General features: G+C 49.2%; 22 protein-coding genes and 1 other annotated feature (1 of these 23 cut by a window edge). Of the genes, 3 read left to right on the top strand and 19 right to left on the bottom strand.

What is annotated here, in order from left to right; genetic code table 11:
• Positions 1-62, top strand: a binding site (T-box leader); it begins 147 nt to the left of the window's first position.
• A 50-nt stretch (positions 63-112) separates the two neighbouring features.
• Entirely contained in the window at positions 113-1,114 is a 1,002-nt protein-coding gene (trpS, locus tag KNO78_RS01605) for a tryptophan--tRNA ligase (RefSeq protein ID WP_074037431.1), read from the top strand.
• 103 nt (positions 1,115-1,217) lie between these two features.
• On the opposite strand, the gene KNO78_RS01600 is transcribed toward trpS, so the two are convergent.
• The 15 genes from KNO78_RS01600 to KNO78_RS01530 all read right to left on the bottom strand — a co-directional run bounded on the left by KNO78_RS01600 (position 1,218) and on the right by KNO78_RS01530 (position 17,770).
• Complete coding sequence (locus KNO78_RS01600) at positions 1,218-2,876, bottom strand: peptide ABC transporter substrate-binding protein (protein WP_214691114.1); 1,659 nt, start codon at positions 2,874-2,876, stop codon at positions 1,218-1,220.
• 202 nt (positions 2,877-3,078) lie between these two features.
• Entirely contained in the window at positions 3,079-4,611 is a 1,533-nt protein-coding gene (locus KNO78_RS01595) for a peptide ABC transporter substrate-binding protein (RefSeq protein ID WP_214691115.1), read from the bottom strand.
• A 66-nt stretch (positions 4,612-4,677) separates the two neighbouring features.
• Entirely contained in the window at positions 4,678-5,910 is a 1,233-nt protein-coding gene (fabF, locus tag KNO78_RS01590; RefSeq protein WP_074037435.1) for a beta-ketoacyl-ACP synthase II, read from the bottom strand.
• Positions 5,907-6,866, bottom strand: a complete 960-nt coding sequence (locus KNO78_RS01585; protein ID WP_214691116.1) for a beta-ketoacyl-ACP synthase III — start codon at positions 6,864-6,866, stop codon at positions 5,907-5,909. Before KNO78_RS01585 ends, fabF begins: the two co-directional genes overlap by 4 nt.
• Before the next feature lie 85 nt (positions 6,867-6,951).
• On the bottom strand, positions 6,952-7,653 hold the full coding sequence (mtnN, locus tag KNO78_RS01580; RefSeq protein ID WP_196430458.1) for a 5'-methylthioadenosine/S-adenosylhomocysteine nucleosidase: 702 nt from the start codon (positions 7,651-7,653) through the stop codon (positions 6,952-6,954).
• 54 nt (positions 7,654-7,707) lie between these two features.
• Positions 7,708-8,181, bottom strand: coding sequence for a transcription elongation factor GreA (gene greA / locus KNO78_RS01575; protein ID WP_015881202.1), 474 nt, complete (start codon positions 8,179-8,181; stop codon positions 7,708-7,710).
• Between the two features lie 67 nt (positions 8,182-8,248).
• On the bottom strand, positions 8,249-8,884 hold the full coding sequence (gene udk, locus KNO78_RS01570) for a uridine kinase (protein ID WP_015881201.1): 636 nt from the start codon (positions 8,882-8,884) through the stop codon (positions 8,249-8,251).
• A gap of 16 nt (positions 8,885-8,900) precedes the next feature.
• Positions 8,901-9,542, bottom strand: coding sequence for an O-methyltransferase (locus tag KNO78_RS01565; protein WP_074037439.1), 642 nt, complete (start codon positions 9,540-9,542; stop codon positions 8,901-8,903).
• Between the two features lie 62 nt (positions 9,543-9,604).
• Entirely contained in the window at positions 9,605-10,747 is a 1,143-nt protein-coding gene (gene mltG, locus KNO78_RS01560; protein WP_084543099.1) for an endolytic transglycosylase MltG, read from the bottom strand.
• Between the two features lie 68 nt (positions 10,748-10,815).
• A complete protein-coding gene (locus tag KNO78_RS01555) occupies positions 10,816-11,112 on the bottom strand; it encodes a DUF1292 domain-containing protein (protein ID WP_015881198.1) in 297 nt (98 codons plus the stop codon).
• Between the two features lie 13 nt (positions 11,113-11,125).
• Positions 11,126-11,548 (bottom strand): Holliday junction resolvase RuvX, encoded by a 423-nt coding sequence (gene ruvX / locus KNO78_RS01550; RefSeq protein WP_015881197.1) that lies wholly within the window; start codon positions 11,546-11,548, stop codon positions 11,126-11,128.
• Between the two features lies 1 nt (position 11,549).
• Positions 11,550-11,816 (bottom strand): IreB family regulatory phosphoprotein, encoded by a 267-nt coding sequence (locus KNO78_RS01545; RefSeq protein WP_015881196.1) that lies wholly within the window; start codon positions 11,814-11,816, stop codon positions 11,550-11,552.
• Positions 11,817-11,853: 37 nt separating this feature from the next.
• On the bottom strand, positions 11,854-14,496 hold the full coding sequence (alaS, locus tag KNO78_RS01540) for an alanine--tRNA ligase (protein WP_214691117.1): 2,643 nt from the start codon (positions 14,494-14,496) through the stop codon (positions 11,854-11,856).
• A 309-nt stretch (positions 14,497-14,805) separates the two neighbouring features.
• Positions 14,806-17,013, bottom strand: a complete 2,208-nt coding sequence (gene recD2 / locus KNO78_RS01535; RefSeq protein WP_251125229.1) for an SF1B family DNA helicase RecD2 — start codon at positions 17,011-17,013, stop codon at positions 14,806-14,808.
• A 70-nt stretch (positions 17,014-17,083) separates the two neighbouring features.
• Complete coding sequence (locus tag KNO78_RS01530) at positions 17,084-17,770, bottom strand: hypothetical protein (protein WP_214691119.1); 687 nt, start codon at positions 17,768-17,770, stop codon at positions 17,084-17,086.
• A 115-nt stretch (positions 17,771-17,885) separates the two neighbouring features.
• Between KNO78_RS01530 and KNO78_RS01525 the strand changes: the two genes are divergently transcribed.
• Positions 17,886-18,434, top strand: a complete 549-nt coding sequence (locus KNO78_RS01525; protein ID WP_015881192.1) for a VOC family protein — start codon at positions 17,886-17,888, stop codon at positions 18,432-18,434.
• 61 nt (positions 18,435-18,495) lie between these two features.
• On the opposite strand, the gene KNO78_RS01520 is transcribed toward KNO78_RS01525, so the two are convergent.
• Genes KNO78_RS01520 through cymR form a run of 4 tightly spaced genes read right to left on the bottom strand, consistent with a single transcriptional unit; the run spans position 18,496 to position 21,849 of the window.
• Positions 18,496-19,155: a tetratricopeptide repeat protein gene (locus tag KNO78_RS01520; protein ID WP_159562008.1), complete on the bottom strand. Its 660-nt coding sequence runs from the start codon at positions 19,153-19,155 to the stop codon at positions 18,496-18,498.
• Positions 19,156-19,165: 10 nt separating this feature from the next.
• Positions 19,166-20,287: a tRNA 2-thiouridine(34) synthase MnmA gene (gene mnmA / locus KNO78_RS01515; protein ID WP_214691120.1), complete on the bottom strand. Its 1,122-nt coding sequence runs from the start codon at positions 20,285-20,287 to the stop codon at positions 19,166-19,168.
• Complete coding sequence (locus KNO78_RS01510; protein ID WP_159562007.1) at positions 20,288-21,424, bottom strand: cysteine desulfurase family protein; 1,137 nt, start codon at positions 21,422-21,424, stop codon at positions 20,288-20,290.
• A 17-nt stretch (positions 21,425-21,441) separates the two neighbouring features.
• The gene (gene cymR / locus KNO78_RS01505; RefSeq protein WP_147536788.1) at positions 21,442-21,849 is read right to left on the bottom strand and encodes a cysteine metabolism transcriptional regulator CymR; all 408 of its coding nucleotides are present in this window, start codon (positions 21,847-21,849) and stop codon (positions 21,442-21,444) included.
• Between the two features lie 60 nt (positions 21,850-21,909).
• Between cymR and KNO78_RS01500 the strand changes: the two genes are divergently transcribed.
• Positions 21,910-23,226, top strand: a complete 1,317-nt coding sequence (locus KNO78_RS01500) for a replication-associated recombination protein A (RefSeq protein WP_074037449.1) — start codon at positions 21,910-21,912, stop codon at positions 23,224-23,226.
• The last annotated feature ends 6 nt before the right edge of the window (positions 23,227-23,232 follow it).

Below are 23,232 nucleotides of genomic sequence, written 5' to 3'. Positions count from 1 at the left end.
AACGCGTTCAAGTGGCATAGTATATGCAAATTTGGGTGGCACCGCGGTTATTCGTCCCGATTTATTCGGGAGGACGACTGCGGTTTTTTATATTTTTCGGAGGTGTATTCACATGGCAACGATTTTTTCAGGAATCAAACCGACCGGCGTCGTGACGCTCGGGAACTACCTTGGCGCGATGAAACAATTCGTCGACCTACAAGACGACAACAATGCCTATTATTGTATCGTCGATTTACATTCAATTACTGTTCAACTCGACCGTGTCGAGCTCATGAACAACACGCGAAAATTAGCAGCACTTTATCTCGCATCCGGTCTCGACCCGGAGAAAGCGACGATTTTCGTACAGTCTGAAGTAAAAGCACACGCTCAACTCGGTTGGATGTTAACTTGTATCGCCGGCATGGGTGAGCTCGGTCGTATGACGCAGTATAAAGACAAGTCGCAAGGCAGCGAGAATGTAGGCGCAGGGTTGTTCGTCTACCCGACGCTCATGGCTTCTGATATTTTGTTATACAATACGGAACTCGTTCCAGTCGGAGACGACCAAAAGCAACACATCGAACTGACTCGTGACTTGGCGGAACGCTTTAACAAACGTTATTACGAGACATTCACGATGCCGGAACCACTCATTCAAAAAGAAGGCGCTCGGATCATGTCTCTCACGAATCCCGTGAAGAAGATGTCTAAATCGGATACGAATGCCAAAGGATATATCTCGATGCTCGATGAGCCGAATGTCATTCGCAAGAAAATCAAGAGTGCCGTCACAGATTCGAGTGGTGTCATCTCATTCGATCGGGAGAACAAACCAGGGATTTCAAACTTGTTGGAAATTTATTCACTCTCTACCGGCACTTCAATTGATGACCTCGTCAAGCAATATGAGAATTCGAACTACGGAACATTTAAACAGGATGTGGCAGAAGCGGTCGTTGCCCTGCTTGAACCAATTCAAACGCGTTATCACGAGTTGATTGATTCACCAGAACTCGATGAAATCCTTGATGCCGGTCGCGTGAAGGCTGAAGCCGTCGCGAACAAGAATCTCGCAAAAATCGAGAAAGCGATGGGTCTCAGTCGCAAGCGTGCCAAAGTGAAAAAATAAATGATGTTAAAAAGAACGCTCAGCTGAGCGTTCTTTTTTGTATCAAATATCTACATAAAAAGAGAGACAGGCGTCCCTGTCTCTCTTCGTAAAGATGATTTGATTATTCTTTTCCTTCGATTGAAGCCCACTTGTAAGAGTAGTCCGCACCGAATGCGTGCTCAACGATATCCTTAACATATGGCTTCGTGAGGCGAGCCGATCCACGTTGGTAAACTGGCGAGATTGCGTTCTCTTCAAGAACGATTTTCTCTGCAGCTTGAAGGTCAGCCCAACGCTGTTCAGCATCTGTGCTTGATTTCGCAGATTCGATCAACTTATCGAATTCTTCATTCGACCACTTACCACGGTTGTATGGTCCGTCAGTGACGAAGAGGTCAACGAATGTCATTGGATCTTGGTAGTCAGGACCCCATCCAGCGAATGTGAACTCGAACTCACCTTTGTTCTCAAGGTCAAGTTTGTTGTTGAACGGTTGTTGTTTGATTGTAACCGTAATTCCTGGAAGGTTCTTCTCAAGCTCACCTTTGATGAACTCACCGATTTGCTTCGCAGACTCTGAGTCATAGTTGAGGAGCTCAAGTTCAACTTTGTCTGTTCCGAGCTCTTCAAGTCCAGCTTCCCAAAGTTCTTTCGCACGATCCACGTCATAGCCGCCGATGTCGCCGTTCGCTTCACGGAAGTCTTTGCCGTCAGGACCTGTTACGAAGTCTTTTGGTACGAGGTAGTTCGCAGGAATCGAACCGTTCGCAAGAAGCGTCTCTGAGATTGCTGCTTTATCGTATGCCGCGTCAATCGCGTTACGGATGTTTTGGTTATTTAATTCTTCAACAGCAGTGTTGAACTGGAGGTAGAAGAGTGTTGGTTCAACGACAGTTGAGAACTCTTCGCTGTCTTGATACTGGGCTACGAGCTCAGAAGTCAAGCCTGTGCGGTCAACGTCACCGTTTTCATACAAGTTAACACCTGTTGAAACTTCTTTAACGACTTTAACGTTGATTTCTTCAAGTTTAACTGTGTCAGCATCCCAATAGTCTTCGTTCTTGACCATCTTCCAGCCTTGCTCGCGCTCCCAGCTGTCGAGTTTGAACGGTCCGTTGTAGAGAGTCGTCTCTGCAGATGTACCGAAGTTCTCGCCTTGCTCTGTATCGAATGACTCGAGTTTTGGCATGAATACGCCGAAGCTAGTCAATCCGAGGAAGTAGTCAGCTGGTGCTGTCAATTTAACTTCAAGTGTTTGATCGTCGATTGCTTTAACGCCTACAGCATCGCGCTCGCCTTCACCTGTGTTGTACGCTTCTGCGCCTTCGATGATTGACATAACGTATGCATATTGTGATGCGTTATCTGGGTTGAGTACTTCTTTCCAAGCGTATTCGAAGTCATTCGCTGTGACAGGCTCCCCGTTTGACCAAGTCGCGCCTTCACGGATTTTGAACGTGTACGTTTTCCCGTCTTCTGAAACGTCGTGAGATTCAGCCATCCCCTCAGTCGGGTTGTCTTCTTCGTCCATGCGGTAGAGACCTTCGTTAACGTTGTTCAATACGTTGAACGATACAGCATCTGTTGCGAGTGTCGGGTTAAGTGAAGGAATATCTGAAGAATCGAGCAAGTTGAGGACTTGCGCTTCATCTGCAGAACCTTCCGAACCTGATCCGTTTGAAGACCCTGTGTCTTCATCCCCTGTCGAACATGCAGCTAGGAATGCACTTGATAGAAGTGTAACCGATGATGCTAAAGCAAAACCTTTTTTCTTATTCATTGCGATGACCCCCTGATTTTTTCGTTTTAACGAAGTGAATGATGGTAGAAAATTCAGTCATTTCTTCTGACAGTATTTGTTACCAAAATCCCGTTGATGCAATAATACAATATTCTGATAATTTTGCAAAGTGTTTATTTTGATTTTTCTAAAAAATTTTATCTATAGTCTAAAAGCCCGCCTACAGTGGCGGGCTTTTAGCTCAATTTTCGTATTTTTTTGCAAAGGTTAGGACATATGAAGGACCGGTGACCGGATATCCGATATGGTCATAACCTTTTTCGATCACATAAGAGCGTCCAGCTTGATAGATTGGCATAACAACAGCCTCTTCTAACAGCTGTGCCTCCGCTTCTCGGAAGATTTCATTTCGTTCTTCCAACCGATCCGTTGAGCGAGCCTGATCCATCAATTGATCATACGATTCGCTGGCATATCGACTCGAATTGAGGACATCGTTTGTTTCAAATTGAGTCAAATAGGCGGATAACATCGGATAGTCCGGTTGCCAGCCTGATAGAGAAAACGCATAATCCCCTGAGACTTCTTTCCTAACTTTTTCTCCTAAGGGGAGCTCGATAATGTTAACGGTCAAACCATCCAACTGTTCCAAATTCTTCTTTAATTTTGCGGAGATTTGACGCGCTTCGTCATCGACAAAGCTGAGCAGCTCGATTTCGAGTTCATCTTTCTTCAGCCGTTTCTTCACGGTGTCAAACAATTGGTCGGCGTTTCCTTCTAATTGTGCGATCGCATCCTCTTGGTCGATGACGAGTAATCGTTCTGTCGTCTGTTCCGCTCGCGCGAGTGAATCCTCGATTTCCGACCGCTCAAGCGTCAATGCGATGGCTTGTCGGAACGCTACATCATTAAACGGGGCTTTTTTAACATTCGGCTTTAAATAAAAGACTCCACTTCGTGGAACGTCCTGTACGTTCAAAATTTCCTCATCAATCGTGGAAACGTCAAAATCGTATGGGACGGGTTGCATCCCTGTCGCTTCCGTCAAGTTCGCTTCACTATTAATGGTAATCGTTTCAAGCGTGACCTGTTCAGCTTCTCGGTACGTTTCATTTTTATGTAACGAGATGGTCGTATCTCCGATTGCCTTGATTTTAAATGGACCGTTCGTCTCTAGCTCTTCCCATGCTTCCACATTTGGTTGAGGTAAAAATGCGGGCATCGCCAAAATCTGTTCGAACCCTTCCATCGGACGGACAAGAGTCAACTCGAGCGTCCGGTCATCGATTGCCTTGACCCCTAGCGTATCCGGTTCTTGTTGGCCAAGTCCGATTTCTTTTGCGGATTGAACATCTGCTAGTAAGAAGCTGAACGGTGAATTCGTATCAACGTCCACGAGTTTTTGGAAGTGATCGACGAATGTTTGCGCGTCAATCGCATTCCCTTCTGTCGTCACACTCTCTTTTAATGTGAATGTATAGACCGTTCCATCTTCGGATCGCTCTAACTTCTCAACGAGCGCTGGTTCGATGGACCCGTCTGCTCCGAATCGATACAGGCCTTCATAGAGATGGGACAGGATTGTTTGAGATGACGGATCGATTGCTAGCATGACATCCGGCTGAGTCGGAAGTGACTCCCCGTAAATCGTCAATTGTTGTTCTTCTACTGGTACTAGTTTGCGTGACTGCTCTCGTTGTTCGTTCCAAATAAATAAAAAAAGGATAAGGACTGAACCTAACAAGGCGGCCACGATGAATGATTTCTTTTTCATTCGTTGCACTCCTTTCTGTTAGACCAACCCTTATACCCTAACCTTTTTTGTGTGTTTTTTCTACCGTCAGTTCATCACTTTTGCAAATGCGAGTGTCGCATTGTGACCCCCGAAGCCGAGTGAGTTACTGAGTGCATAACGAATGTCAAGTTCCCGATTTCCTTCACGTACATAATCCAAATCACAGTCTGCTGCTGGTGATTCGCAGTTAATCGTTGGATGAATCTTGCCTTCGTGAATCGATAATGCTGTGATGACGGCCTCGACGCCACCTGCACCACCGAGAAGATGACCAATCATCGATTTTGATGAGTTGACGGCGAGCTTGTCAGCGTGTTCCCCGAACACTCGACGAATCGCTTTCGTCTCGAGCATATCGTTGAGTGGTGTACTCGTTCCATGCGCGTTGATGTATTGAACATCTTCTGGCGTGATTCCAGCATCACGAATCGCCTCACTCATCGCTTTTGATCCGCCCTCAGCTTCTGGTGACGGTGCTGTGATATGGTATGCATCCGAACTCATTCCATATCCGACAACTTCAGCGTACATTTTTGCCCCGCGTGCCAATGCGTGCTCATATTCTTCTAAAACGAGCACCCCAGCTCCTTCACCCATGACGAACCCGTCGCGATTCTCATCGAACGGACGGCAGGCCGTGTTCGGGTCTGGATTCGTAGATAGAGCTTTGTTCGAACAGAATCCTGCGAACGAGAGTGGTGTGATTGGCGCTTCCGCTCCACCTGCGAACATAGCGATGGCATCTCCACGTTGAATGACACGGAACGCTTCACCAATTGAGTTCGTCCCTGACGCACAAGCCGTCACGGAACAATTGCTCGGTCCTTTTGCTCCAAGATAGATAGATACTTGTCCGCTCGCCATGTTCGGAATCATCATCGGAATGAAGAACGGGCTGACGCGACGTGGTCCACGGTCATGCAAGATGGCCGACTGTTTGTCAATCGTCTCGACGCCACCAATTCCGCTCCCGATCCAAATCCCGACATCGTCCGCGATTGCTTTCACATCGAGTCCGCTGTCTTTATGGGCAGCGTCTGCCGCAAGTAAAGAATATTGGATGAAGGAATCCATCTTACGCGCTTCCTTCGGTTCGACTAAATGATCGATGTTCCATTCCTTCACTTCCGCCCCAACCTTGGCCGGATATTGACTGATGTCAATCTTTGTCAACGTATCAATCGCGTTATCCCCTTTTAACAGGCGATCCCACATTGTTGAGACATCGTTTCCTAATGGTGATACGACACCTAATCCTGTCACTACTACTCGTTTCATAAATGATTCCCCTCCGTAATGGTTGCGTGATTCCATGTCAGGCAGCTAGCCCCCCACGTGAGCCCAGCACCAAATCCTGCGATGACGACCGTTTGTCCATCTTGGATTTTGCCAGACTTGACCGCCTCGGCCAATGCGAGTGGAATGGAAGCTGCTGATGTATTCGCATGGTCTTGAATGGTCATGACAACTTTCTCTTCTTCTAAGTGTAAACGTTCCATCGCAGCGTCGATGATTCGACGGTTCGCCTGGTGTGGAACGAGGACATCAAGGTCCTCCAACGTCTTATCGGCTTTGTCCAGCGCCTCAAGCACGATTTCGGGCATCTTCCGAACGGCAAATTTGAAGACTTCACGACCGTTCATGACGATTTTACCTTCTTCATTTTCATACAGATGTTTGCCACCTGTCCCGTCACTTCCGAGCACAAGTGAGTCAATTGAAGCGATATCGTCTTCCCCGAGCACGACAGCCCCTGCCCCATCTCCGAAAAGGACAGCCGTCGATCGATCATCCCAATCAATCAGACTTCCCATCTTCTCTGCGCCGATGACGAGCGTCTTTTTAAATCCTTTTGAATCCATGAGACTCTTCGCCGTGTCCATTGCGAAGATGAAACCGCTACATGCCGCGCTCACGTCGAACGCCACGGCGGCTTTCGCGCCAAGATTCGCCTGAACCACACATGCAGTTGCCGGGAAGGCTGGCGCCGTTGCTGTCGCACAAACGATGGCTTCAATGTCGTCGATCGTGACGCCCGCACTCTGTAACGCCCGTTCAGCAGCGCGTGTCGCCATATCTGCGACTGTCATATCTTCTTCAGCCAAATGACGTGCTTCGATGCCTGTACGAGTACGAATCCACTCATCGCTCGTATCCATTCGTTTTTCTAAATCGATATTTGTCACCCGATTGTCCGGTAAGAACGATCCGATGCCGATGATTCCAATATTCATATCGTCGACCCCTATTCTTAGTATCTGGTACTAATATAAGGGAATAAAAAGAGGATGTCAATGCATCCTCCTCGTGTTGACTGGATTAAGCTTGTTCTAAACGCTTCGTGACAGCCATGACCATCTTCGCAGAGTTGATCGATGCTGTCTCCAAAAACTCGTCGAATGACAAGTTCGCTTCTTCGTCTGCACTGTCTGAAATCGAGCGTGTGACGACAAAAGGAATACCAAACTGATAGCACGTTTGAGCGATCGGGGCAGCCTCCATCTCGACCGCTGCGACGCCGTCGAAATGACCGAGGATGTCCGTCACGCGTTTCGAATCGTTGATGAACGAATCTCCCGTCACAATCAATCCCTGATGTACATTCACGTCCGGCAAGTTTTCAATGACATCTTTACAGACGCTGACGAGTTTGGCATCCGCCTCATACGCTGGCGGCATACCTGGTACTTGTCCGTACTCATAACCGAATGCCGTCACGTCGACATCGTGATGACGAACTTCCGTCGAGACGACGACGTCTCCGACTTTCATCCCTTTTTTAAAACCGCCGGCAGATCCTGTGTTGATGACGACGTCCGGTTTGAACTTATCAATCAAAAGTGTCGTGCCGATGGCAGCATTGACTTTCCCGATGCCTGACTTCAAGATGACGACTTGCATGTTACCAAGATAGCCCTCATAAAAATGATAGTTCGCGATTTCAGTATCTACTCGTTCTGTCAACTCGTTCCGAAGTAGATTCACTTCTTCTTCCATCGCGCCGATGATGCCTACTTTCATTCCGTTTCCTCCTCAGAAAGAGAGCGACTTCCGAATAGGAGGTCGCTCAACAATTTATTTGATTTCTTTAATTTCGACGACCATGTCGCCACCTGGTGTTTGGACCGTGACCACATCACCAATCGTACGTCCAAGAAGTGCCTTGGCGATCGGTGATTCGTTAGAGATTTTCCCTGTGAACGGGTCTGCCTCAGCTCCACCAACGATTGTATACGTTTCGTCTTCATTATCTTCTTGAATGAAGAACGTTACCGTCTTCCCGATTGAGACAACCGAGTTATCGCCTGCATCATCTTGAATGATGACCGCGTTACGGAGCATTTCTTCTAATTGTGCGATGCGTCCTTCGACCATCGCTTGTTCTTCTTTCGCCGCGTCATATTCCGCGTTCTCTGACAAGTCACCGAAATCACGAGCAATCTTAATATTTTCAACGACTTCTTTACGGCGGACCGTCTTCAGTTCGTTTAATTCATGTTCGATCTTCGCTTTTCCGTCTAACGTCATATAGTGTTGTTTTTCAGCCATTTCTGTCACTCCTTCATTGTCTCCTAGTATATTACAGCTAGGGTTGAATTGAAAACGATTTATTTCCTCACGCGCGATTGCGCTCAGTGAGCACCCAACGGATTTTGGTCACGAGTAAATCGATCGCGACAAAGTTTTCTCCGCCTTCAGGAACGATGATATCTGCATACCGTTTTGTAGGTTCACAGAATTGTAAGTGCATCGGACGCACCACATTTGTATATTGGGCAACGACCGAATCGATTGAACGTCCACGTTCATTCAAATCACGCTGCATACGACGCAAGATTCGAACGTCCGCATCTGTATCCACGAATACTTTGATATCCATCAGATCTCGTAAACGTGCATCTTCGAGTGCCAAGATCCCTTCGACGATGACGACATCGACGGGTTCGATTAAAATGGTTTCACTTGAACGCGTGTGGGCCGCATAGTCATAGACCGGCTTTTCAATCGCCTGATGTTGTTGTAACTGTTGGATATGTTCGATCAACAAATCGTTATCAAAGGCGAAGGGGTGGTCGTAGTTCGTCTTGTACCGCTCCTCCATGGTCATCTCTGATTGATCCTTATAGTACGCGTCTTGCTCGATCATGACGACCGATTGACCTTGAAACGCATCGACGAGCGCGCGGGCCACGGTCGTTTTTCCTGATCCGGTACCCCCGGCCACGCCAATAATGACGGGTTTATGTTGCATCAAAGTTAAGTCCTCCTCATCGTAATTTACGACTGATTGCTAGGCCATCACCAAGGGGCAAAATTGCAGTATGATAATCGGTCCGTGCCATCAATTGCTCAGTAAACTGTTTCACGAGACGCACGAGCCGGCGTCGGCGTCGGTCTAAGACCGATACATCCTCTAGCAAGACGTCTCCTCGTAAAAACAAATTATCGCTGTAAATCGTACCACCAATTGGTACTAAAGCGCCATACCCATCAAAAAATTTTTGATATTGTCCTTTTGCCGCATCAATAAATACGGCATCGAATTCACCTTCAATCGTTCCAATCAATTCGACGGCATCGCCGTGAACGAGCGTAATACGATCGCGCACGTCCGATCGATTGATGAATTCCGTCGCCTCTTCGAAACGGCGAGCATTCCGCTCGATTGTGACGATTTCTGCATCGGGTAACAATTCTGCCATGCGAATGGCACTATAGCCGATGGCCGTACCCACTTCGAGGATTCGGGTCGGCCGTTGCATCGCCAGTAAGGAGAGCAGCACTTCCGAACCCGTCAAATCCATGATTGGGACGTGATGAACACGCGCGAACGCCTCCATCTCCGTCAATAGCGGGGAGCGGTCATTGATTAGTTTTTCTACATATCCCTCATAGGATGCATGGTCCACTCGTTCCACCTCTTAACTCTCTTCATTCAAACGACCGGAAGCATCCGCTTCCGGTCGTCCCATCAATTACTGTTTGCTTCTTCAAACGCTTCCCATTCGGAACGGTACTTATTGACGTTTTGTTGGTGATCCTCATAGTCGACTTCGAACAAGACTTCCCCGTTCGGGAACCCTTCACGTGGAGGGCGTGCGTAGAAGTAAATGTTCTCAGTGTCGTTCGGATTAAGCACCGCTTCAAATGCGTCACGGCTCACGGCCGCAATCGGTCCAATCGGGATGCCTTCGTAACGATACGTGTTATATAAGGAATCGTTCTCCAAGTCCGCGAATGAAGTGAAAATCGATGTTTCCCCCGTTCCGTACCAGACGGTCGGGTCAGATTGTAATTTCATTCCGTCGTTTAAGCGATTCTCGAACACGCCAGCAATCTCTTTACGGTCTTCCGTTGACACCGCCTCTTTCTCGACAACGGATGCGAGCGCGAGCGTCTCATGGAACGTACGTCCTGAATCGGCTAAACGACCTTTGTATTCTTGATACATACTTTCGGTTGGTAGTAACATCTCGTCGATGATTTCATTGAGCGTTACGCCTTTATTGAATTCATATGTGGCTGGGAACAGGTATCCTTCAAGCGGATGATAGATGCCTTCCTGCAATACTTCTTCCGTCAACATTTCATGCTCGTTTACGAGAGACTGAATGTATTCACGGTCGCTCAACTGCTCAGAAATCTCTTCTTTCGGGATTTCGGCCACTTTCGCAAGTCTCGCAATCACCTGATCAATCGTGAATCCTTCTGGAATGACGAGCTTGATATCAGGGACCACAATGACTTTACCTGTTTGCAACGTTTCAATCAATTCATCGATTGATTGTGACGGAGATAACGTATACGTCCCCGCCTGGAACGACGATTCGTTCTTAAAGCGTGTATAGAAACGGAAAATCGTGCTACTCCTTACAAGCCCATTCTCTTCTAGTAATTCACCAATGTATCCCGAACCAGCACCGAGCGGGACTTCAATCTCGACCGTTTCAGTCGAAGTTGGGTCAATCGGTTCGATGGAACGCTTCACAAAGACATATGTGAGCGCCGACCCTGTGGCGATGACGAGAAGGAAGATGGCCAGGATGACAACCGTGATGCGACGGACGATCCGGTTGCGGGCACGTTTCTCATCTGACATAGATGGATGATTCATGCATTTCTCCCCTGTTCTTTTTATAAAGAGAGGCGACGAGGGATGTTCCCTAGTCGCCCGTCCCCTATTTAGTCTAGACCGACTTCGTCATTGACGATGTCGAATGCTTCCATGACCTCATCGAAGTCTTCATCGTCTTCGACGAGCTTCAAGATGAATTCGCCATCTTCAAGTTCTTCAATTTCAAATGCGTATACTTCAATCGTATCTTCATCTTCTGTCTCTGGTGCGCCAACCGGTTCGAGTACGACAAACGTCTTTTTCGAACGGTCGCTCGTCATACGGAAAATTTCTGCAAATAAATGTTCGTCTCCATTTTCGTCTGGAATACGGTACATTTCTTCTTCACGACGGATTTCTGCCATGAGAGATTCCTCCTTATTTCCCGGAACGATCCAGGTAGTTTTGTAAAATCATCACGGCCGCCATCTTGTCGATGACCGCTTTTCTCTTTTTGCGGCTGACATCTGCTGAAATGAGCATCCGTTCCGCTTGCATCGTCGTTAATCGTTCATCCACCAACACGCAAGGTAAACCCGTCTGTTCTGTGAACGCCTCGGCAAATGCCTCGGACGCCTCACCACGCGGGCCGACTGTCCCATTCATGTTTTTCGGATGACCGACGACGACTTCTTTCACATCGTACTGCTCGATAAACGGACGAAGGAGACGGACGGCTTCATCAAAGTCAGGTTCGGTCCAGTAGACCGTCTCCACACCTTGCGCCGTCCATCCCATCAGGTCACTCACCGCGACACCAATCGTCTTCGATCCGACATCGAGTCCCATGACTCGCTTCATATTAATCCTCTCTACGATCGTTCAAATACGATTTGACCAACTCTTCGAGAAGTTCATCCCGCTCAATTTTGCGAATCAAGTTTCGCGCATCATTATGACGTGGAATGTAGGCAGGGTCACCTGACAGTAAGTATCCCACGATTTGATTGATCGGTTGATAACCTTTTTCCTCGAGTGCTTGATATACCGTAATCAGCGTCTCACGTGTGTTAGCACGTTGATCATCTTCTGGAAAATTGAATTGCATCGTGCGATCCATTTGGCTCACAAGAATCCACCTCTTTCCGTTTGCACTTCACACTCTATTATGCCAGTGATTCGACGTAATGTGAAGCAAACTTCAATGCTTCGTCCAGTTTTGTTGCATCACGGCCACCTGCTTGTGCCATGTCTGGACGACCGCCACCACCACCACCGCAGCGTGTCGCGACTTCTTTAATCAGTTTTCCGGCATGGAAGCCACGATCGTTCAAGTCTTTCGTCACACCTGCGACGAGGTTGACCTTCTCACCGTTCGCCGAACCAAGGATAATCACGGCAGAACCGAGTTTCCCTTTCAAGTCGTCGACCATACTGCGAAGGGCATCCATATCTTGTCCATCGACGCGTTTCGCAATCAATTGAACGCCACCAATCGTTTCGATTGCATCCGTTAATGAAGATGCCTCGATGTTGGCAAGCTTCGCTTTAAGCGATTCTGAAGCACGCTCGACTTCTTTGATTTCAGCTTGAAGTGCTTGAACGCGTGCAGGAACTTCAAGTGGTTTCGTCTTCAACAACTTCGCTACTGCTTCAAGCGTCTCGATTTGCTGGTTCATCACTTCGTATGCGCCAGCTCCTGTGACCGCTTCGATGCGACGTGTCCCGGCGCCAATCCCTGATTCAGACAAGATTTTAAAGAGTCCGATTTCAGCCGTGTTGGAGACGTGAATCCCACCACAAAGCTCAACCGAGTAATCACCTGCTGATACGACCCGAACGACATCACCATATTTCTCGCCGAAGAGTGCCATCGCACCTTTTGCTTTCGCATCCGCAATGTTCATTTCTTCGATGTCGACACCGATTGATGCCCAAATTTTCTCGTTCACTTGACGCTCAATCGATTGAAGCTCTTCAGATGTCACTTGACCGAAGTGTGAGAAGTCAAAACGGAGACGATCTGGTGTCACGAGTGAACCCGCCTGGTTGACGTGCTCCCCGAGCGTATCTTTGAGTGCACGATGCAAAAGGTGCGTCGCCGTATGGTTTTTGACGATGGCTTGACGCGATGCCTGGTCGACAGTGGCTGTGACGGCTACTTCCGCTTTCGCCACACCTGACTCGACCGTGACTGTATGCAAGTTCTGTCCGTTTGGCGCTTTCGACACATCTTTCACGCGAAGAAGGAAGTCTTCTCCGACGATTTGTCCTTTATCACCGATTTGACCGCCACTCTCAGCGTAAAATGGTGTCTGATCGAGGATGACTTGTGCCTCTTCCCCTGCAGCGACGACGTCAGCGAGTTCGCCGTTGTGAATCAAGCTGATGATTTTTGCGTTCGTCTCAAGGTTGTTATAACCGAGGAATGTCGACGGCATCGTGATGTCTGCAAGCACACCCGACTGAATCTGCATCGATTCTACGTCAGCACGCGCTTGACGTGCACGTTCACGTTGCTCGTTCATCGCTTCTTTGAAACCATCTTCATCGACCGTCATCTGATGGTCTTCTGCGTATTCGATTGTCAATTCGAGCGGGAAGCCATACGTGTCATAAAGACGGAATGCATCTTGACCGCTGATCACGTTTGACCCAGCAGCTTTTTGTGCTTTCGCAACTTCGTTCAAAATTGCGAGACCGTCATTCAACGTTTCGTGGAAACGCTCTTCCTCGTTCTTGATGACTTTCTTGATGAAGTCTTTCTTCTCGTTCACTTGCGGGTAGAAGTCGACCATGATGTCTCCGACGACATCGACGAGCTCATACATGAACGGACGCTCGATTCCTAGCATCTTCGCATAACGTACAGCACGGCGGAGAAGACGACGGAGGACATAGCCACGTCCTTCGTTCGATGGAAGTGCCCCGTCACCGATTGCGAACGATACTGTACGAATATGGTCCGCGATGACTTTGAACGCAACGTCTTTGCTACTGTCTTGACGGTATACGTCGCCACTGATTTTTTCAGTTTCACGAATGATCGGCATGAAGAGGTCGGTATCGAAGTTTGTCGGTACGTCTTGAAGGACGCTCGCCATCCGCTCGAGTCCCATCCCTGTATCAATGTTTTTGCGCGGAAGCTCTGTATAGTTTCCGTGTCCGTCATGGTTATATTGGCTGAACACGATGTTCCAGATTTCAAGGTAACGCTCGTTCTCCCCACCCGGATAAAGTTCAGGGTCTGTCGGGTCGTCCCCGAATGCTGGACCACGGTCAAAGAAGATTTCCGTGTTCGGACCAGATGGACCTTCACCGATTTCCCAGAAGTTATCTTCTAGCGGGATGATGCGGTCAGCTGGCATGCCGAGGTTCAACCAAATTTGTTTTGATTCTTCATCGTCCGGGTGAATCGTGACGGAGAGACGGTCCGGGTCGAGTCCGTACCATTCGTCGCTCGTCAACAGTTCCCAACCCCATGTGATCGCTTCTTCACGGAAGTATTCACCGACTGAGAAATTTCCGAGCATCTCGAAGAACGTATGGTGACGCGCTGTCTTCCCGACGTTCTCGATATCGTTCGTACGAATCGATTTTTGAGCGTTGACGATACGTGGGTTCGATGGAATCACACGTCCATCAAAGTATTTCTTCAATGTCGCAACACCTGAGTTGATCCACAACAAAGTCGGATCTTCAACCGGTACAAGTGAAGCACTCGGCTCCACGCTGTGCCCTTTTGATTTGAAGAAATCTAAGTACATTTGGCGAATCTGTGCGCCAGTCAATGATTTGAGCGGTTTCATGAACAATTCCTCCTTATTTCTGAACGAAACGAAAAAAAGCGATGCCTGCCCCTGTGGAAAGGGACGAAAGCATCGCTTCGTGGTACCACCCTCGTTCGCACGGTATATACCGTGCCTCGAACATCCGTTAACGTGGATGAGGCGCCCAGGTTGAGTGGGGACTCCAGAATAGCTTCGGTCGGCCGACCCCCATCTTCTCGCAGCCTAGGAAGATGTCTCTGTAGAGGTGGTGACGACGTACTCATTTCCTTCATCGTCTGTATCGTTTCAGTTGTCTATTCGTCATTATCACACGCGTTCGGAAAGACGTCAAGACTTCCCGCCTAAGCGCTCGACCAATTTTGTCCGTCGCACCGGCTCCTCTTCTCGCGTCGCCGCCTCGAGCGCACGCACGTCACCAAACAAGAGTAAACTCTTCTTCGCCCGAGTCACAGCTGTATAAATCAAGTTGCGCGACGATCGGAATCCTCCGTTGAAGAAGACCGGCATGAGAACGATTGGGAACTCGGAACCTTGTGACTTATGGATCGTGATGGCGTAGGCATGGGTGAACTGGTCCCATTCACTACGGTTGTACTCGACTTCTGTCTGGTCGAATCGGATATAAATCTTGTCGACCTTATCGACATTTTCCTTCGCGTAGAAGATGTTCGTGATTTCCCCGATGTCCCCGTTATAGACGTTCTCCTCGGCGTTGTTGACGAGTTGTAGCACTTTATCACCGTTTCGGTAAATGCGCGTCCCATGCTTCACTTCACGGGCACTTGATTTTGGATTGAATACGTTTTGAAGTGCTTCATTCAGTCCGTCAATTCCACATACCCCTCGATACGTCGGTGCGAGCACTTGAATATCAAACGGTGAATATCCTTTTCGGAGAGCCGCTCCTGCCATCTGACAAATCGCTTGAAGTGCCGTCTCCTGATTCGCCGTATAGAAGCGCCGGTCCGGCAGTGAAGCCAACAAATCTTCTGGCATCTTTTTGGCGTTCAAGGAATGGGCAAGTCGGAGGATGCTCGATTCCGACGCCTGACGGTGGACGACGTCGAGGCGGACGACCGGAATCCCTTCTGTCGCCATCAAATCGGCAAGTACTTGCCCCGGTCCGACAGACGGGAGCTGATCGCGGTCTCCAACGAACAAGATTTTCATGCCGTTCGGTACCGCCTTGAGCAAGCTTCGGAACAAGAAGATGTCAATCATCGACGCCTCATCGACGATGAGCACTTTCCCGACAAGCGGATTCGTCTCATCGACTTGGAACGAACTACCGTCGAACTTTAACAGCCGATGAATCGTCGAGGCCGGTAGCCCGGTCGACTCACTGAGGCGTTTCGCCGCTCGACCCGTCGGTGCGGCCAAGACGAACGGGAACGGTTGGTTCGGAACGGGTTCTAACTTCCAATCGAAGACATCGCTGAGTGCATGAATGATGCCTCGAACGACCGTCGTCTTCCCGGTACCCGGTCCACCGGTAAGAACCATGAGCGGTGACTTGAGAGCGAGTTCGATGGCTTCTCGCTGTTGAGTGGCATATTCAATCGAGAACATTTCCTCGACACGTCCGACCGCGTCAAAGATGGTCGTCATGTCCACGTCCTCTGTCGTCGATGTCGCCATGATTCGGGCCAACTCTTCTGCCGCCTTCCGTTCGGCACGGAAGACACGGGGATGATAGACGACCCCATCCTCGATGACGACCCGTTCTTCTTTAGCGAGCGATTCGAGCGCCGTGACGAGCGCATCACCCGGATCAGCCCCGATGATTCGAGGCATCTCGGCTTCGAGTTGTTCCGCCGTCACGTAGAGATGACCGTTCCCTTGCTCGAGTTCTAATACGTACAGCACGGCTGCCGCGATGCGTTCAGGATGAATGCCTTGAATCCCAAAATGTGCCGCGATGGCATCCGCCGTCTTGAATCCAATCCCCTGTACGTCGTACATGAGCGCATACGGATTCTTCTCAATCGTCTCCATCGCCCGTCCTTCATACTCTTTATGAATTTTCGAGGCGAGACGTGGCGTCACGTCGAATGGAGCGAGAAACAAAAGCAACTGATCGACCCCATATAAAACGTTCAGGCGTTCGGTGATCACACGCGCCTGCTTTTCTTTCAATCCGTCTACCTCAGACAGGATACTCGGATGTTTGACGATTTGATCGATACAATCGTCTCCAAGAGAATCCGCAATCTTTTGCGCCGTCTTTTGACCGATTCCGGGAAAAGACCCGTTCGTCAAAAAGCGGACGGCTGCACGTTTCGTCATCGGGACGACACGACGAATCCAATCCGCTTTCATCTGTTTCCCAAATCGAGGATGGTCAACGAGACGACCGTGCGCCTTATACGTCTCGCCTTTTTCGATGCCGACTCCGACGCCAGCGATGACCATCTCGGTCTCATCCGTCTCAAAATTCTTTTCTTTAATACGTACGAGCGCAATCGTATGCGCCTCTTCTTCTGATTGAAACAGGACTCGAATGACTTTTCCAGTCAACTCATAAGGTGCTGCCATCATATCCGACACCTCCAGCTATTTTTCCATCATCCATTATAGCCCGAGATGAATCGATTGAACAAATGCCCTAATTAAACAGGTTTAAGATTTGCTCGATTCGGTCGAGATCGACGACTTCCAAAATACGTATCAACTGTTCGATATCGACCCGGTCCAAAATGCGCTCAACCTGATCCAAGTCCACTTCTTCAATTAATCTCTGAATCCTGTCCAAGTCACCAGATGCCTGATATGCCTCGAGTTTTGTGAAGAGCTCGGTCTTCTCGATTCGAATCGAGTCCTCAAGCATCCCTCTCGCCCCAAATAGGACGAGACCGATGACAGCCAACTGAATCAACCAGTTCGTCACGACTTTCCAGAATGGAACGGTCTGATGGATGAACGGAATGAGCGGAATGAACGTTACTTGAAGGAATATGATCCCGACTTGAACATACACGTTTGGAATGAGAAATCCGAGTAATGCCAGAATCAATGGAACGAGCCACCCCACACCGACATGTTCAGATGTATGTTGCCAAGACTTTTGCTCACTGTACACATAGTGAACTGTCCATCCGACGAGAAGGAGCGCTATGAATAAAAGAAGGATTAACGTTAAGAGTCCACGTGGTTCAACGACCACTTGATACAAAATCGTATTCGTCCATTTTCCGTCTGCCAATCGTTCATTTACCGATTCAAATAATTGATTCAACCACACGTACTCGACAATGAAAAACAAAATGACGCTGACCATGCTGAATTTTCGCAAGCCACTCGACCTCCTTCTATAGGTTGTCATTCCCCCACTTCAATACTGCTAGTCGCGTTTTTGATTCAAAGAAACGGGGAACTGTTCGAATGACACATTGAAGGAGGAATCATCTATGGGCAAACGAATTCCAGTAAGCGGATTATGCGAACTCGTGTTAGAAGTGACAGATATGAACGAAGCTGTAGCTTTTTGGCATGAAAAATTAGGTCTTCCTGTCGTCGAACAATGGGTCGGAGACGATGCGGAGCCGAGTGAATCACAAGAGCAGGCGAACGAGCCGTGGGCAACATGGCTTTATATCGGTGGGAACACACGGTTAGGTCTTTGGTTGAAGCGCGACTTTACGGAAGAAGAGGATGCGAACCGTAAACAGGACGTGACGGAATGGGACACGCTCTATGATGAAGGTGGCGTCCACGTCCACTGTGCGTTCTTCGTTCCGATGGAGTCGTTTGAACAGGCTCTCGAAATCTTAGATGAGACCGATGTCCCTGTTAAACTTCGGACGTGGGACGAAGATGAGACGAAGAATGGGAAAGAACGCTCGGCGTACTTCAAAGACCCGAGCCATAACATCATCGAACTGTATACGAAAAATATGGACGAAGCATACGGCGAGTTTGCCGGAGAACCCGTCAAAATCACAACGAAGCAACTTTGATTGCGATAACTAAAGAAAGTGCCATCGCTCAATCGCGATGGCACTTTCTTGTTCATACGTTTCAGTTTCCAAGCAGCGCATCCATCTTCGTGATGGCGTCACGCGCAAGTTCATGATCCGGTTGCATCTCCAAGACGCGTTGAAGCTCAGCGTACGTTCGTTCCTGGTCACCCAAGAACGCATATGCGATTGCCAAGTTGTAACGGGCATCCGTATGGCTCGCATCGAGATCGAGCGTCTCTTCTAGCGCAACGACCGCCTCTTCGAGCTGTTCACTCTGTGCGAGTGCAAGTCCGTATTGGAACGTGATCTCCACGTCTTCTGGCGATTGTTTTTTCGCTTCACGCAAGCGTGGCATCGCTCGAACGAAATCACCCATCGCCTTATACGTCAACCCGAGCATGAAATGAAGATCAGCATCATCCATCCCAGAAAGGAGCGCTTGGCGAAGCGACGCCTCCGCTGACTCCAATTGCTCGAGTTCATAGGCAAGTGCACCTTTCGCGTAGTGAGCGGCACCGAACGATCCATCGAGTTCAATCGCTTTGTCATAGAAGATGACGGCACGATCGTAATCGTTGATCGCCTGGAGCAATGTCCCCATGTTGACGAAACCAGTCGGGTCCGTCGGGTTCGCTTCGATGGCCTCATTGAAATGTTTGGCCGCCTGTTCGAATTCACCTTGCTGCATCGCTTGGATGCCTTGTTCGTTTGCGTTCATATCAATCACCTCATCCGATATAGTCGAGTCGTTTTCCGTTTCGATACGCTTCGTCAATCGTTGCCCCACCGAGACAGATGTCGCCATCATAGAAGACGACCGCTTGTCCTGGCGTGATGGCACGTTGTGGCTCATCGAACTTGACGAGGACCTCGCCATTTTCGAGCGGAGCGATCGTGACCGGGACATCTTGTTGGCGATAACGGAACTTCGCCGTCGCCCGGAACTCTCCTGATGAAGCAGCTCCCGTCCATGATAGTTTCGAAGCAAGCAGCGCATCTGAGTAGAGCGCGTCGTGATGGAACCCTTGTCCGACGAACAAGACGTTGTTCTCAACATCTTTCCCGACGACGAACCAAGGATCACCGTCGCCACCGATTCCGAGACCGTGACGTTGTCCGAGTGTATAATACATCAACCCGTCGTGACGTCCTTTGACGACGCCATCGAGCGTCCGCATTTCACCAGGCTGTGATGGAAGGTATTCCGACAAGAATTCTTTAAAGTTCCGTTCACCGATAAAGCAGATTCCCGTCGAATCTTTCTTCTTCGCCGTCGCGAGTCCTGCCTCTTCGGCAATCGCACGTACATCTTTCTTGTCCATATGACCAATGGGGAACATCGTCCGCGCGAGCTGGTCTTGTGACAATTGGTTCAAGAAATACGTTTGGTCTTTGTTATCGTCTTTTCCTCGTAACAAACGATGCTCACCATCAACATATTTCACTTGCGCATAGTGTCCAGTCGCGACAAAATCGGCACCGAGTCGAAGCGCATGGTCGAGGAATGCTTTGAATTTGATTTCTTTGTTACACATGACGTCCGGGTTCGGCGTCCGACCGAGACGATATTCCGCTAAGAAATATTCAAAGACGTGGTCCCAATATTCTTTTTCAAAGTTGACCGCATAGTAAGGAATCCCGATTTGGTTCGCCACGGCGATGACGTCTTCATAGTCCTCTGTCGCCGTACACACACCGTTCTCGTCCGTGTCATCCCAGTTTTTCATAAAAATTCCGATGACGTTATACCCTTGTTCTTTTAACACATGGGCCGTCACCGATGAATCGACGCCACCTGACATCCCGACGACGACCGTCGTCTCTTCAGGGGCTTTCGTGCGTAAATTCATCTATCTCACTCCGTTCATAAATGTCGAGACGACTTCTTCTAGTCGCTCCGCGAGCCGTTTCGCGTCCTCGACCGAGTTACCGTGGCCAAAACTGATTCGAACAGACTGACGCGTCCGCTCTGAATCCCCGTACATCGCCGACAATACATGGGACGGTTCGACCGACCCCGCCGTGCAGGCGCTCCCGCTCGAAATCGCCATGCCCCGCATATCCATCATGATGAGGAAAGGTTCAAGGTCAATTCCAGGGAGGTATAAGTTCACGATGTGAGGTAAACGATTCGACCCGTTCACCTCATAAGTTACGCCTAGTTCGTCAAGACGTTGACGCAGTGCCAAATCGAGCGAAGCATAAAGAGTCACTCGGTCCTCACGCTCTGCCATGACGAGTTCAGCTGCTTTTTGGAATCCGACGGCACCCGGAACATTTTCCGTGCCGGCTCGACGTTTACGTTCTTGTTGTCCACCAAAAGAACGTGACGCTAATTTTACACCTGTTTTCATGAAAAGAAAACCGATACCTTTTGGCCCATTCACTTTATGTGCGGACGCCGACAATAAATCGACATGAATACGTTTCACATCAATTTCTTCTGTACCGAGCGCTTGTACCGCATCCGTATGGAAGAGAGCCTGATGGTCTTGTAACAACTCCCCGATTTCTTGAATCGGTTGGCGCGTTCCGACCTCGTTGTTGCCGTACATAACCGATACGAGAATCGTATCCTCACGTAACGCTGATCGGAACGTTTCTATATCTACAGCTCCCGACTCATCAACATCGAGATACGTGACGTCGAAGCCCTCACGCTCAAGTTGCTCCATCGCGTGAAGAACGGCGTGGTGCTCGACTTTTGTCGTAATGATATGTTTGCCTTTTTCTTGATGGGCATATGCCGCACCGAACAAGGCATAGTTATCCGACTCCGTCCCACCTGACGTAAAGACGATCTCGTTCGGTGAAGCACCAATCCACTTCGCGAGGACGCGACGTGACGAATCGAGCGCCGCCCGGGCGTTACGTCCAATTCCGTGGATGCTCGACGCGTTCCCGTACGTCTCTAAAAAGTACGGTGTCATCGCTTCGAGGACTTCTGGTCGCATCGGTGTCGTCGCAGCGTGATCAAAATAGTTCATCTAAGGTCACCTCATTATTAAATATAAAACATGTAGCCGTCTGACTCTTCTTCAGCGAGGTCCGCGAGTGTCGTTTCGTCAAGGACGGTATCGATGGCTTCTTTGATTTTATCCCAAAGCTTGCGTTTCACCGCATCATCTGCTTCAGATTCTTCGACGATGGCTAAAGGTCCCTCGAGCAAGCGAATGATTTCACCTGCTGTCACTTCTTCTGCCGGTTTGACGAGCTGATAGCCGCCGTACGCACCCCGTACACTCTTGACGAGTCCCCCGTTGCGGAGTGGACCGATCAATTGCTCCAAATAATGCTCCGGCAACTCATGGCGTGCGGCAATCTTCTTTAAACTGAGCGGCTTGTTATCTGTCTCACGCGCCAACGCAATCATAATCGTTAAGCCATAGCGGCCCTTTGTAGATATTTTCATCTTCAAGTCTCCTTCTGTTATACTAATCGAACAAACGTTTGTCGAAAGGAATGGTTACGTATGCCTGATTTATTTCATCAATCGAATGGCGGACCGCTCGCCAATCGGATGCGCCCCGAAACATTAGATGACGTTATCGGACAGCGCCATATCATCGGCGAGGGCAAGCTACTTCGTCGTGCCATCGAAGCCGATCGACTCGGTACGATTATCCTATATGGTCCACCTGGCACCGGTAAGACGACACTTGCCCGTGTTATTTCGAATTACACGAAAGCGACATTCGTCCAATTGAACGCCGTCACAGCAAAACTCGATGAATTGCGGAACGTCATTCGTGAAGCGGAGTCCCGCTTCGACTATGAAGACGAACGGACGATTCTCTTTTTAGATGAGATCCACCGGTTCAATAAGCTCCAACAAGACGCGCTCCTTCCTGCCCTTGAGTCTGGAAAGCTCGTCCTCATCGGAGCGACGACCGAAAACCCGAGTTTTGAAGTAAACGCCGCACTCCTGTCACGCGCGACCGTATTTCGACTCGAGCCACCTGGTGCTGAAGAGTTACGTGCCGTCCTTGAGCGGGCGCTACACGATTCACGTGGTCTCGGAAATTATCCGGTCAAAATGGATGAAGCTGCTGCAGACCATTATATCAAAATGGCGGATGGTGACTACCGTGTCCTATTGAACGCACTCGAACTCGCCGTCTTGACAACGCCTGAGGTGGACGGAGAGATTCATATCACGCTAGAGGTCGCGGAAGAGTCGATTCAACAGAAGTCAATCAAATACGATAAGACGGGCGACCGACATTACGATGTCATTTCGGCGTTTATCAAATCGATTCGGGGGTCTGACCCGGATGCCGCGCTATACTGGCTAGCCGTCATGATTGAGGCTGGCGAATCTCCGCGATTCATCATGCGTCGTTTATACGTCCATGCCGCCGAAGATATCGGAATGAGCGACCCGAACGCACTTCTCATCGTCGATGCAGCAGCACGAGCGAGCGAGTACATCGGTTTTCCGGAAGCTCGCATCCCAATCGCAGAAGCCGTTCTCTATTTGGCAACCGCTCCAAAATCAAATGCGGTCATCACCGCCATCGACAAGGCGCTTCACCACGTCCGGACAGTCGAGGGAGGCCCTGTGCCCGTACATCTCCGGGATGCCCATAGTCCAGGAGCACGTGAACTCGGGAACGGGGTCGGATACAAGTATCCACATGACGAAAAAGACGGGTTCGTCCCTCAAAACTATTGGCCAGAAAACTTGGCTAGAAAACGACCAAATTACTATAAACCGACGCCACGTGGATTCGAGCAACAAATTCAAAAACGGCTCGATTATTGGGAAAAACGACGCGACTCGAAATGAGCCAGC

The organism is Exiguobacterium sp. s132, from assembly GCF_018617235.1.
GTDB classification, from domain to species: Bacteria; Bacillota; Bacilli; order Exiguobacteriales; family Exiguobacteriaceae; genus Exiguobacterium; species Exiguobacterium profundum.
This window is presented reverse-complemented; position numbering and strand designations above follow the sequence as displayed.

Bases quoted from the DNA above. Each gene is read 5' to 3' on its own strand.
- trpS (WP_074037431.1), top strand. From the start codon at position 113: ATGGCAACGATTTTTTCAGGAATCAAACCGACCGGCGTCGTGACGCTC.
- KNO78_RS01600 (WP_214691114.1), bottom strand. From the start codon at position 2,876: ATGAATAAGAAAAAAGGTTTTGCTTTAGCATCATCGGTTACACTTCTA.
- KNO78_RS01595 (WP_214691115.1), bottom strand. From the start codon at position 4,611: ATGAAAAAGAAATCATTCATCGTGGCCGCCTTGTTAGGTTCAGTCCTT.
- fabF (WP_074037435.1), bottom strand. From the start codon at position 5,910: ATGAAACGAGTAGTAGTGACAGGATTAGGTGTCGTATCACCATTAGGA.
- KNO78_RS01585 (WP_214691116.1), bottom strand. From the start codon at position 6,866: ATGAATATTGGAATCATCGGCATCGGATCGTTCTTACCGGACAATCGG.
- mtnN (WP_196430458.1), bottom strand. From the start codon at position 7,653: ATGAAAGTAGGCATCATCGGCGCGATGGAAGAAGAAGTGAATCTACTT.
- greA (WP_015881202.1), bottom strand. From the start codon at position 8,181: ATGGCTGAAAAACAACACTATATGACGTTAGACGGAAAAGCGAAGATC.
- udk (WP_015881201.1), bottom strand. From the start codon at position 8,884: ATGCAACATAAACCCGTCATTATTGGCGTGGCCGGGGGTACCGGATCA.
- mltG (WP_084543099.1), bottom strand. From the start codon at position 10,747: ATGAATCATCCATCTATGTCAGATGAGAAACGTGCCCGCAACCGGATC.
- KNO78_RS01555 (WP_015881198.1), bottom strand. From the start codon at position 11,112: ATGGCAGAAATCCGTCGTGAAGAAGAAATGTACCGTATTCCAGACGAA.
- ruvX (WP_015881197.1), bottom strand. From the start codon at position 11,548: ATGAAGCGAGTCATGGGACTCGATGTCGGATCGAAGACGATTGGTGTC.
- alaS (WP_214691117.1), bottom strand. From the start codon at position 14,496: ATGAAACCGCTCAAATCATTGACTGGCGCACAGATTCGCCAAATGTAC.
- recD2 (WP_251125229.1), bottom strand. From the start codon at position 17,013: ATGGCAGCACCTTATGAGTTGACTGGAAAAGTCATTCGAGTCCTGTTT.
- KNO78_RS01525 (WP_015881192.1), top strand. From the start codon at position 17,886: ATGGGCAAACGAATTCCAGTAAGCGGATTATGCGAACTCGTGTTAGAA.
- KNO78_RS01520 (WP_159562008.1), bottom strand. From the start codon at position 19,155: ATGAACGCAAACGAACAAGGCATCCAAGCGATGCAGCAAGGTGAATTC.
- mnmA (WP_214691120.1), bottom strand. From the start codon at position 20,287: ATGAATTTACGCACGAAAGCCCCTGAAGAGACGACGGTCGTCGTCGGG.
- KNO78_RS01510 (WP_159562007.1), bottom strand. From the start codon at position 21,424: ATGAACTATTTTGATCACGCTGCGACGACACCGATGCGACCAGAAGTC.
- cymR (WP_147536788.1), bottom strand. From the start codon at position 21,849: ATGAAAATATCTACAAAGGGCCGCTATGGCTTAACGATTATGATTGCG.
- KNO78_RS01500 (WP_074037449.1), top strand. From the start codon at position 21,910: ATGCCTGATTTATTTCATCAATCGAATGGCGGACCGCTCGCCAATCGG.